Below are 10,944 nucleotides of genomic sequence, written 5' to 3'. Positions count from 1 at the left end.
AAAATTTAGATAATGAATATAAAGAATTAATTGAATATGTTGGAATAAAAAAAGAGCCTTTTTGTATAGTAGCGCCATATTTTTATATGGATAGGTATAATTTTAAAGAGTGGATAAGTATTAATTTAAAGTTTATGGAGTTTGCAAAAGATAGATACTATACTCAAATTGTAATGACCAAAGAGTTATTATATGAAAAAAATTTTATTGATGAGTTGTTAGAAGTAGCAAATCAAACAAAAGGTGTGTTTTATTGGATAGATAATTTTGATGAAACAAAGGCAAGTATTGATGATTTAAAAAAATTAGTAGAATTTGTTGAAAAAATAGAGGTGGAAAAATATAATCTTTATGGTGGATACTTTAGTGAGCTTTTGAAGTTTAAAGGTTTAAATGGTGTGGTACATGGGCTTGAATATGGAGAATCAAGAGAAGTTGTTCCAGTTGGAGGAGGGATACCTGTAGCAAAATATTATCTTCCAGCTATTAAAAAAAGATTAAAAGCAGAAGAGATTATAGAAGTTATTTTTGCAAAAGATATTAAAAATAGAATGTTGTTTAAAGATAAAATATGTAGTTGTAAAAAATGTGATGAAATAATTGGAGATGATTTAAATGAAGTTATAGAGTCATTTTTATCTATCTTTGCAACAACAAAAACTTTTAAACATAAAAATAGAGTTAGAGAGTATCCGGTTCAAGAGAGTAAAATAAATTCATTGTATCACTATTTGTATACAAAAAATGATGAATTTGTTAAAATCAATACTGACTCTTTAGAGAATTTATTGAATGAATTAGAAAATAGTTATAAAGAATTTGAGCCTATTTTTGCTGATGGCTTTTTGGAATATTTAAAAATTTGGAAAAAGGTTTTAAGTTAAATTATGCAAAAAGAGGTTTTTATACTTGGAGCAGGATTTTCTTATCCTGCAAATTTACCACTTCAAAAAGATTTAATAAAAGAAATATATAAAAATAAAGATTTTTCACTTTTAAAAGAACAAGATTTATTTGAAAGTTTTTTAGAAAATTTTTTATTTTTTGAAAAAGAAAAAGAAAATAAGCAAATAAAAGAAAAATTTAATAAATTAATAAAACAAGTGGATATTGAAGATATTTTTACAATTTTTGATAGAGCTTATAAAAATGAGGAGTTTTTTTATAGATATAGTTGGAATGAATTGCATAAAATTAGGCAGAGTTTAATAAAGCTTATAATTTCACTTTTAGATGATAGATTACAAAAAATAGAACAATATAAAAGCAAATATGAAATTTTTATAAAATATATTTGTAAAAACTACAAACAAGTTTCTTTAATAGTTTTAAATTGAGATACACTGCTTGAAAAACTTATAAAAAATATTTGCGATGAAGTTATGATTGATTACTGTTTTTATACATATTCATTAGATGATAATGATCATATACCACATATCAATTTAAAATCAAAAAATAAAAAAAATTTAAAAGTCATAAAAATACATGGTTCTATAAATTGGCTACTTTGTCAAGATTGTCAAAGAATGTATGTAGATGATGAAAGTATAGAATCAATTGGAAAATATACACAAAAAATCTGTCCTAATTGTAAAAAATTTAATGATTTAGATATAAATCTTGATAATTTTATCATAACACCAACTATTATCAAAAATTTTGAAAATTTACATTTAAAATATATTTGGAATAATGCTTTAATTGAAATTCAAGAAGCTAAAAAGATAACTTTTATAGGGTATTCATTTCCAAAAGCTGATTATGAATTTTTATATACAATTAAAAAAGCTTTTTCTAAAGATAAACAAATAGCAGTAGTAGATATATCAGATAATGTTGAAAACAGGTATAAAACAATTTTTTCTAATATAAAGTTTAATTTTAATGGATTTGAAGAGTGGTCTAAAAAATTGAAGGATAAATAAAATCAAAGATAAAAATAAATTTTAAAAAGGCATTTGTGAATGGTTAATTTGGGCGATATTGAGTCGGCTTTTTTATTTGTAAGCTCTGATATGGATAATGAAGCTATTTTAGATAAAAGAGACGGTAAAATTTATTATAGGTCGGATATTTTAGGTATTGATGAATTTCCAAAAGATATCGATGATAAAGATTTTATAAATATACCAGATAAACATATGTTAGGACTTGATAGTAGACTTGCTTTTGAATTTATACAGACTTTTTTGCCTAAAGAGTATGATAAAGTTAGAGAAATTTTTCGAAAATCAGGAGCATATAGTAAATTTAAGCAATTTTTAGCTTCTTACGATTTATTAAAAAAATGGTATCAATTTGAAGGGAATAGGACTAAAGAGGCTCTGATAAAATGGTGCAAAAAAAATGGTATTAAAATAGCAAAATGAAAAAACTATTTTTACTTTTTTTGCCGTTATTTTTAATAGCTAATATTTGTTCATATAAGATAGATATTAGATTAGAAAAAGATAAAATAGTTGGAAAATCATACATCGATTTTAATAAAACTATACCTATTGATCCAACAAACGCACAGATTTTTTATATAAAAGATGGCACTATAAAATTAAGCGATTATCCAAAATATATAAAAACTTCAAAAAAGCCAGTTGAGATTGGATTTTTTTATAAGACTAAACCAGTTAAAGATACATATATCTTTTTTGATAGTTGGTATCCAAAAGTTGAAAAAAGATGCAAATACGAAGTAAAAGCTGATTTTGGCAAATTTACTCCAATAATGCAATATACTTCAAAAAAAGATGGTCTGTTTGTTTTCGATGTTCCTTTGAAAAATCTATACTTAATAGCTTCAAAAGATTTTGTAATAGATTCAAAAAGAAAAGATGACTTAACTGTTTCTACATATTTTTATAAAAAAGATTCAAAATTAAGTAAAAAATATATAGAAAAAAGTTTTGAATATTTTGATATTTATAAAAAAATCTTTGGATTTTTACCATATAAAATTTTTAATATTGTTGAGGTTCCTTACCCTGTAGGATACGCAACCGCTACTATGAGTCTAATTGGAGAGCAGATAATTTCAAAGGAATTTGTTTTAAATGACTCTTTAGCCCACGAGATATCCCATCAATATTTTGGAAGCTACCTTTTTTCTCCAAGTTTTGGAAATTGGACAGAAGGTGCAGCAACTTTTTTTTCAAACTACTATTTTTCAGATAATAAAATCGAGTTTAGAAAAAACGCCCTTTTAAAATATAACTCATATTCAAAAAAAGATGAGATATCTTTGATTGAGTTTAGATATAAAGAGTATGAAGATAAAAACGTTATAGGTTATAACAAAGGTTTTTTCTTTTTTTATATGCTAAAAAATTTGGTGAATGATGAAAATTTTTATAAAGCCTTCAGAGAACTTTTAAAAGAATTTGCGTTTAAAGAGGTTACTTTTGAAGATATAAGGGAGGTTTTTGAGAAGATATCGAAAAAAGATTTGAAAAACTTCTTTTTAGAGTGGGTTTATAGAAAAGGAGCTTTTGATTTTGATATAGAAAATATTATCCTTACATACGACAAAGATAGATATAGAGTCGATTTTGAGTTTATTTCAAACGAATATAATATAAAAGTGCCCATAAAAATCTGCTCCAACGTTCGATGTAAGAAATTTTATATCGATTCAAATAAAACTAAACATGTTATAAATGTGGATTTTGAGCCAAAAAGGCTCGTTGTAGATGATGAGTATGAGATATTTAGAAGATTAAAAGAAGAAGAGATTCCTCCAATAATCTCAAAAGTTTTAGGCAGCGACAATCTTTTGGTAGTTTGCGATGAGCAAAAAAGGTATAAAGAGTTTTTAAAATTTTTTAAGAGTATTAAAAAAAGCGCCCAAGTTGATATTGAAGATTTTAAAAAAAGCGATATTTTAATAGTTGGAGATTCAACTCTTTTAGAAAAGTTTTCCATTCCTTTTAAATATGAAAAAAAAGCTAAGATTGAGGCATTTAAAAACCCTCTAAATAGTAAGAAAGTGGTGGTTGTTTTTAAAAACGTTGAATTTGATCTAAAAAAGATAACAAAACTGTTTAGCCATCTTGGAAAATATTCAAAAGTTGTATTTGATAAAGAAGTTGTAAAAAAGATTAAACCATCTGCTAACGGAGCGGTTTATGAATTAAATACAAAAACAGAAATCGTAAAAATAAAAGATATTGAAGATAATTTTAATAGACTAATTGGTGATATAAAAAACTCAAAAGTTCTCTTTGTCGGGGAAAATCACCCAATATATTCTCACCATGTAAATCAACTAAAAATAATAAAAGCTATATTTAGGCAAAACAAAAAGATAGCCATAGCTATGGAGATGTTTCAAAAACCCTATCAAAAATATCTTGATATGTTTATCGAGGGAAAGATATCCGAAAAAGAGATGCTAAAAAAAACGCAGTATCTAAAAAGATGGGGGTATGATTATAATCTTTATAGACCTATACTTCTTTTTGCAAGAAAACATAAAATAAAATTAATAGCCCTTAATTTGCCAAAAGAGATAAGCCAAAAAGTGGCTAAAAAAGGAATCGACTCTTTAAGTAAAAAAGAGAGAGAGCTTTTGCCAAAATCTATCGATTTTTCAAACAAAAAATATAAAAAATATATCAAAGAGATTTTTGAAGGACATATGAAAAAGAGATTTAAAAATTTTGAAAATTTCTTTTACGCTCAAATTTTATGGGATGAAGCTATGGCTGAAGGAGTAGTAGAGTTTTTAAAAAGGAAAAAAGATTATAAAGTTGTCGTATTGGCCGGAAACGGCCATTTAAGATACGGTTTTGGCATACCAGATAGAGTAAAAAGAAGAGGGATAAAAAATTATAAAATAGTTTTGCAAGATGATAAGATCAAAAAAAATATCGCAGATTATGTTTTAAAACCAAGTCATATCGATCTTCCTTCAAAAAAAATTGGAGTATATTTAAAAGATAAAGATAGTTTAGTAGTGGATAGAGTCTTAGAAAATTCCGCCGCAAAAAAAGCCGGAATTAAAAAAGGTGATAAGATTTTAAAGATAGACGGGGTAAAAGTTAAAAATCTCTCACAATTAAAACTTGAACTAATCTTTGCAAAAAAATGCGCAAAATTAGAGATTTTAAGAGAGAATAAAAAATTGATAAAAAAGGTTTGCTTTGAACAGCCTTAAAAATATAGCAAAGCCTGTTTTGAGAAAAAATTAAGAAAGGTTAAAAATGAATTTTGAGAAATATCCTTTTGAGAAGTTAAATGAATTGCTCAAAAATATCAAGCCAAATGAGAGTTTTTATCCAATAACTCTGACTATAGGCGAGCCTCAGTTTGAAACGCCAAAATTTATACAAAATGAGCTTTGTAATACTTCTCATCTTTTAAAAAAATATCCAAAAAGCAGCGGTGAAGATATATTAAAAGAGGCGATTTTATATTTTATAAAAAATAGATATTCCATTGATTTAAAAATATCTCAGATAATTCCCACTTTTGGAACGAGGGAGGTTCTTTTTAATTTCCCTCAATTTCTACTAAGCAAAAAAAACTCTCCTAAAATGGCTTTTACAAATCCTTTTTATCAGATATATGAAGGTGCCGCCATTGCGGCAAAAGCTAAAATTATATACCTAAATTTAACAAAAGAAAACTCTTTTAAGCCACAAATTGACAAGACTCTTTTAAAAGATGTTGATTTTGTAATAATCAACTCTCCAAACAACCCTACAGCTTCGGTTATGGATAAAGATGAGTTAAAAAATTGGGTGCAGATGGCTTTAGAGTATGATTTTGTTTTATTAAATGATGAGTGCTATAGCGAAATTTACGATATTACACCCCCACCATCTTTACTTGAGGCAAGTTTGGATTTTGGCAATAAGGAATTTAAAAATATACTGGTGGTAAACTCAATATCAAAAAGAAGCAGCGCTCCCTGGCTTAGAAGCGGTTTTATAGCCGGAGACGAAAATATTTTAAAAGATTATATGAAATATAGAACATATGTTGGATGCGCTTCTCCTTTGCCTTTACAGATGGCGGCTGCAAAAGCTTGGAGAGATGAGAGTCATGTTGTTGAGTTTAGAGATAAATATAGAAAAAATTTTAAAATCGCTAAAGAGATTTTGGATATTAAAGTGCCTCTTGCGACATTTTATATATGGCTTGAAGTTGGAGATGATTTGGAGTTTACAAAAAAACTTTATAAAGATTATAATGTCAAAGTTTTACCCGGGTCTTTTTTAGGTAGAAAGGGTATTGGAAAAGGTTATGTTAGAATTGCACTTGTATATGACGAAAATGAAACAAAAGAGGCGCTAAACAGAATAAAAGAGGCTTTAAAGGATTGAGATGGAAGCAAATTTAACAAGACTTAAAATGGATAAAAAGTTTTTAAAAGAGTTAAAAACAAAAAAAGAAGAGGCAATAAAAAATGAAAATATAGTGGACCTTTACGATATATTAGATACCTATTTGGTTTTGGATCTAGATGAAGAGGATATCGATCTTTTATATCAAAAGATTTTAGAGATCGCTTTTGATAAATTGGCAGATATTTTAACTAAAGGAAAGATTTTTAACTTTTTAAAAGAAGAAGATAAGTTTATAGCAAGAGCCATCTATGAACACGCCCTTGAGAGATGGGATAGAGCGGACTTTAAAGGAGCAAACGAGCTCTTTTTGATACTTTCGTATTTAATTGACGATAAAAAGATACAAAAAGGGATGTTTTTGGCTCTTGGGGCTACGGCTACAAAAATTTCACTTGATGATTTTATTGAAAAATTTGTAGATAAAGAGAATTTAAGCGAAGATAGTATCTTTTTTGATTCTTTAACAAAGCAAGCCGATGAATTTTTACAAAAAAATAGCGATCTAATAAATAGCGAGCTTAAAAAAATAGAAAAATTATCCCAAGGAAGATGATGAAGATCCATTTTATAGGAATCGGAGGTATCGGTCTTAGCGGTCTTGCAAGATTTTTACATTTTGAAGGATACGAGATTAGCGGATCTGATATGTATGAGGGTCCGATAGTTAACTCTTTAAGAGAGCTTGGAATAAAGGTTGATACCCCTCAAAAAAAAGAGAATATTATAGATCAAGATATCGTGATATATTCTGCGGCCGTGAAAAAAAATAATATTGAACTTCAAGAGGCAAAAAGAAAGGGGATAAAAATATTATCTAGAAAAGAGGCTTTACCTTTGGTATTAAGAGGCAAAAAAGTTTACGCAGTTGCTGGAGCCCACGGGAAAAGCACCACAAGTGCGATTTTGGCTTCTATATTAAAGGATGCCAACGCGATAATAGGAGCCGAGTCAAAAGAGTTTAAATCAAACGTAAGATACAATCCAAACAGCGATATTTTGGTATTTGAAGCCGATGAGAGTGACGCAAGTTTTTTAAACTCCAATCCCTATCTTAGCGTAGTAACAAACGCCGAACCAGAACATATGGAGTTTTACAACCATGATTTGGATCTTTTTTACGATACTTATAAAGAGTTTTTAAAATTATCTAAAATTAGGGTTATCAACGAAGATGATCCTTTCTTAAAAAGTATAGATTTAGAGGCCGTAAGATTGGATCCAAAAAAGGATATAAAAATAAAAAGCCATTTTTTAAAAGATGATGAGCCTTATATTAGATTTGAACTTAGAGATTTTGGCGAGTTTGATGTTTGGGGATTTGGCTCTCATATCGCACTTGATGCCTCTTTGGCGATACTTGCTGCAATGAATGAAATTGGACTTGATGAGATAAAAAGAAATTTAAAAAATTATAGAGGTATTAAAAAAAGATTTGATATAGTGGATAAAGAAAACTCATTTATAGTTATCGACGATTACGCTCACCACCCAACCGAAATAGAAGCTACAATGAAATCTTTAAAAAAATATGCTAAATTAAAGGGGATTGAAGAGATAACGGTTATTTGGCAACCTCACAAATACTCAAGAACCATAGATAATCTTGATAGATTTATCGAGTGTTTCAAAGATAGCACAAAGCTTGTTATTTTGCCTGTTTGGAGTGCCGGAGAAGAAAAGATTGAAATAGATTTTAAAAAACATTTTAAAAAGTATAACCCTATATTTGCAGATTTTATAAAAAAAGATAAAAATAGGATAATTTTAATTAAAGATAAAAAAGATATAGCAAAAATCAACCAAGGTCTGGTCGTAGGATTTGGTGCGGGTGATATTACTTATCAATTAAGAGGGATGAAATAGTGGCTTTTTTTTATCTTTTGATCTTTTTACTGTTGATTTTTGGACTTATCGGAGTAGTCGTATATTTTTTTACTGAACTTACAAAAAGGCTAAAAATCATTATCATACTCTCTTTAGTATTTGGATGGATTTTGATATTTGGATATAGCCTTTATCAGGATAAAAAAAGAAAATATCACGAAAAGCTTTTGTTTAATTTCAATCACGGCAAAGTCTTAATCTGCAAAGATGTAAACGTGTCAAAAGATGGATTTAATTTCGTTAACGGGACTTTAGTTTTTGTCGGGAAAGAAAATACCGAATTTGAAGGACTTGTAGTGCCAATAGATAGCTGTAAATTGGGAGAATAATGGATCTAATAAATGCGCTTGATTTAAAAGAATTTATAGATGAATTTTACTCGTTTTTGGCAAGAGAAAAACCTCTGTTTATAGAAGGGGATATAAATCTTCATTTTAATTTTATCAATGAGCTTAAAAAGTATGAGTTTAAAGCTCCGCCAAACGTTAAAAATCTAAATAATGAGATACTTCATATAAAAAAACAGGGTATTTTAGGACTTGAAGAGATTTTTGAGTTTGTAAAGATTTTTAGATATTTTAAATATTTAAAAAGGGTTAAATTTGAGGGAAAGATAAAAGAGTTTATTGACACTATCGATTTTCCAGAGGAAATTGAAGAGGTTGAGAGCTATTTTGATGAAAAAGGAAGACTTAAAGAGAGTGTTGATGAAAGACTTGAGTCTTTAACTGCGGCTTTAAAGCAGAATAAAGAGCATATTCGCCAAAAACTGCAAGGTTTTCTAAACTCAAACAGACTTCAAGGCTATCTTGTGGATAGGCAGATACATTATATCAATGAAGAGGAAGCTCTTTTATTAAGAGGGGGATTTAATCATGTGCTAAAGGGGAGCGTAGTTGGAAGAAGTAGTGGTGGATTTTTTTATGTGGTTCCAGAAGCTTTGATAAAATTAAAGGAAAAAGAGGCTTCAATATTAAGCGAAATTGAAGAGATAAAATATGAATGGGCTAAAAACATATCAAATAGATTTTTAAAATATATAAAGTTTATTGAGTATATAAATAGAGCTTTTGATAGGTTTGATCATTATCAAGCAAGAGTCAATTTTGCTAAAAGTAAAAATCTTTTTTTAATTTTGCCAAAAAATAGCGATAAAATAATTTTAAAAGATTTCATCCATCCCGCAATTTCCAATCCAAAGCCAATAAGTGTGGATTTTAGCAAAAAGATACTAATAATTACCGGCGTAAACGCCGGAGGTAAAACGATGCTTTTAAAATCGATTTTATCGGCCGCATATCTTGCTAAATTTCTAATCCCGCTAAAGCTTGATCCTAAAAACTCGGTTATTGGAAGATTTAAAGAGATTATTCCAATTATAGAAGATCCTCAAAATGTAAAAAACGATATCTCAACATTTGCCGGACGTATGCTTGAATTTAGCAAACTTTTTCAAAAAAGGGATGTTTTAGTCGGAGTTGACGAGATAGAGCTTGGAACAGACAGCGACGAGGCTGCGACTCTTTTTAAAGTTATATTGGAAGAGCTTTTAAAAAAAGATATAAAAATAGCCATCACAACCCATCACAAAAGACTTGCGGCGCTAATGGCAAGCTACGATGAAGTGGAACTGTTGGCCGCAATTTATGATGAAGAAAAAGGCGTTCCAACATATGAGTTTTTACAAGGAATTATCGGTAAAAGCTACGCTTTTGAGACGGCAAAGAGATACGGGATACCTTTGGGGATCGTAAAAAGGGCCGTAAAAGAGTATGGTGAGGATCAGGCAAAGCTTAGTGAATTAATTGAGAGGGGAAGCGAACTTGAAAGAGAATTAAAAGATAAAAAAAGATTGCTTCAACAAAAGTTAGAAAGAGTTGAGTTTTTAAAAAGAGAGTTAGAAGATGAAAGAGAAAGATTTTTTTTAGAATTAAAAGAGGAAAAATCAAAACTTTCATCTATTTTTAAAGAAGCTATTGACCAAGCCAAAGCCGCAATTAGAGCAAAGGAGAAAAAGGAGGCCCATAGATATCTAACAAAAGCCCATAAAATTGCAAAAGAGGCGAAAATAAAAGAGAAAAAAGCAGTTGAAAGTTTTGAAGTGGGAGATAATGTAAGATATAGAAAAAACAGAGGGGTGATTTTATCTATAAAAGATAAAGAGGCTTTTGTGGATTTTGATGGTCTCAAAATGAGAGTACCTATAAATGAGTTAAAAAAGGCGGCTTTTATAAAAGAGAAAAAGACTCAACCAAAAGTTTCAGTCTCTAAGCCAAAAAGGTTATCTGTTAAGTTAGATCTTCACGGATTAAGGGTAGATGAAGCGATAGAAAAGGTTGATAAATTTATATCCGATGCGTTAATCAGCGGTTTTGACGAAGTTTTGATATATCATGGTATTGGAACTGGAAGGTTAGCCAAGGCGGTAAGAGAGTTTTTAAAAAACCATCCAAAGGTAAAATCTTTTAAAGACGCACCCCCAAATATGGGGGGATTTGGAGCTACTATAGCTGAACTTTAAACTATCTTATTCAAAAAAACTTATAAATCTCTTCAAAAAAACTGTATAAAAACTTCACACTCTTTTATTTTCTTCTTTTATTTTATCAATAATAATTATAGATTAAATAATAATTTCATCTTTTGTCCTGTGATTAAATTGGCATGAGCAAAAAACTGGGTCCTATCACTTTCCGGGAGAGGGAGGAGCGCT

General features: G+C 28.9%; 10 protein-coding genes. All 10 read left to right on the top strand.

Annotated features, from left to right (window positions below):
* Positions 1 to 884 (top strand): hypothetical protein (locus AC30RD_RS03025; protein ID WP_489492735.1); only part of this gene is annotated, 884 nt, incomplete at its 5' end.
* Positions 885 to 887: 3 nt separating this feature from the next.
* On the top strand, positions 888 to 1,337 hold the full coding sequence (locus tag AC30RD_RS03020; RefSeq protein ID WP_489492734.1) for a hypothetical protein: 450 nt from the start codon (positions 888 to 890) through the stop codon (positions 1,335 to 1,337).
* Between the two features lie 45 nt (positions 1,338 to 1,382).
* Positions 1,383 to 1,928 (top strand): Sir2 family NAD-dependent protein deacetylase, encoded by a 546-nt coding sequence (locus tag AC30RD_RS03015; protein ID WP_489492733.1) that lies wholly within the window; start codon positions 1,383 to 1,385, stop codon positions 1,926 to 1,928.
* Positions 1,929 to 1,967: 39 nt separating this feature from the next.
* Complete coding sequence (locus AC30RD_RS03010) at positions 1,968 to 2,372, top strand: UPF0158 family protein (RefSeq protein ID WP_489492731.1); 405 nt, start codon at positions 1,968 to 1,970, stop codon at positions 2,370 to 2,372.
* On the top strand, positions 2,369 to 5,152 hold the full coding sequence (locus tag AC30RD_RS03005) for a ChaN family lipoprotein (RefSeq protein WP_489492730.1): 2,784 nt from the start codon (positions 2,369 to 2,371) through the stop codon (positions 5,150 to 5,152). Before AC30RD_RS03010 ends, AC30RD_RS03005 begins: the two co-directional genes overlap by 4 nt.
* A 46-nt stretch (positions 5,153 to 5,198) precedes the next feature.
* A complete protein-coding gene (locus AC30RD_RS03000) occupies positions 5,199 to 6,323 on the top strand; it encodes a succinyldiaminopimelate transaminase (protein WP_489492728.1) in 1,125 nt (374 codons plus the stop codon).
* Between the two features lies 1 nt (position 6,324).
* Positions 6,325 to 6,900 (top strand): hypothetical protein, encoded by a 576-nt coding sequence (locus AC30RD_RS02995; protein ID WP_489492727.1) that lies wholly within the window; start codon positions 6,325 to 6,327, stop codon positions 6,898 to 6,900.
* Positions 6,900 to 8,210, top strand: a complete 1,311-nt coding sequence (gene murC, locus AC30RD_RS02990; protein WP_489492726.1) for a UDP-N-acetylmuramate--L-alanine ligase — start codon at positions 6,900 to 6,902, stop codon at positions 8,208 to 8,210. The genes AC30RD_RS02995 and murC overlap by 1 nt, the downstream gene beginning before the upstream one ends.
* Complete coding sequence (locus tag AC30RD_RS02985; protein WP_489492725.1) at positions 8,210 to 8,560, top strand: hypothetical protein; 351 nt, start codon at positions 8,210 to 8,212, stop codon at positions 8,558 to 8,560. Before murC ends, AC30RD_RS02985 begins: the two co-directional genes overlap by 1 nt.
* Positions 8,560 to 10,752: an endonuclease MutS2 gene (locus AC30RD_RS02980; RefSeq protein ID WP_489492723.1), complete on the top strand. Its 2,193-nt coding sequence runs from the start codon at positions 8,560 to 8,562 to the stop codon at positions 10,750 to 10,752. Before AC30RD_RS02985 ends, AC30RD_RS02980 begins: the two co-directional genes overlap by 1 nt.
* Positions 10,753 to 10,944 lie beyond the last annotated feature (192 nt).

This window comes from Nitrosophilus sp., from assembly GCF_982775275.1.
The sequence above is the reverse complement of the archived record's forward strand: the minus strand, read 5'-3'. Positions and strand labels throughout refer to the sequence as shown.

Excerpts from the sequence above, each read along its gene's own strand:
- AC30RD_RS03020 (WP_489492734.1), top strand. The coding sequence starts at position 888 with ATGCAAAAAGAGGTTTTTATACTTGGAGCAGGATTTTCTTATCCTGCA.
- AC30RD_RS03015 (WP_489492733.1), top strand. The coding sequence starts at position 1,383 with ATGATTGATTACTGTTTTTATACATATTCATTAGATGATAATGATCAT.
- AC30RD_RS03010 (WP_489492731.1), top strand. The coding sequence starts at position 1,968 with ATGGTTAATTTGGGCGATATTGAGTCGGCTTTTTTATTTGTAAGCTCT.
- AC30RD_RS03005 (WP_489492730.1), top strand. The coding sequence starts at position 2,369 with ATGAAAAAACTATTTTTACTTTTTTTGCCGTTATTTTTAATAGCTAAT.
- AC30RD_RS03000 (WP_489492728.1), top strand. The coding sequence starts at position 5,199 with ATGAATTTTGAGAAATATCCTTTTGAGAAGTTAAATGAATTGCTCAAA.
- AC30RD_RS02995 (WP_489492727.1), top strand. The coding sequence starts at position 6,325 with ATGGAAGCAAATTTAACAAGACTTAAAATGGATAAAAAGTTTTTAAAA.
- murC (WP_489492726.1), top strand. The coding sequence starts at position 6,900 with ATGAAGATCCATTTTATAGGAATCGGAGGTATCGGTCTTAGCGGTCTT.
- AC30RD_RS02980 (WP_489492723.1), top strand. The coding sequence starts at position 8,560 with ATGGATCTAATAAATGCGCTTGATTTAAAAGAATTTATAGATGAATTT.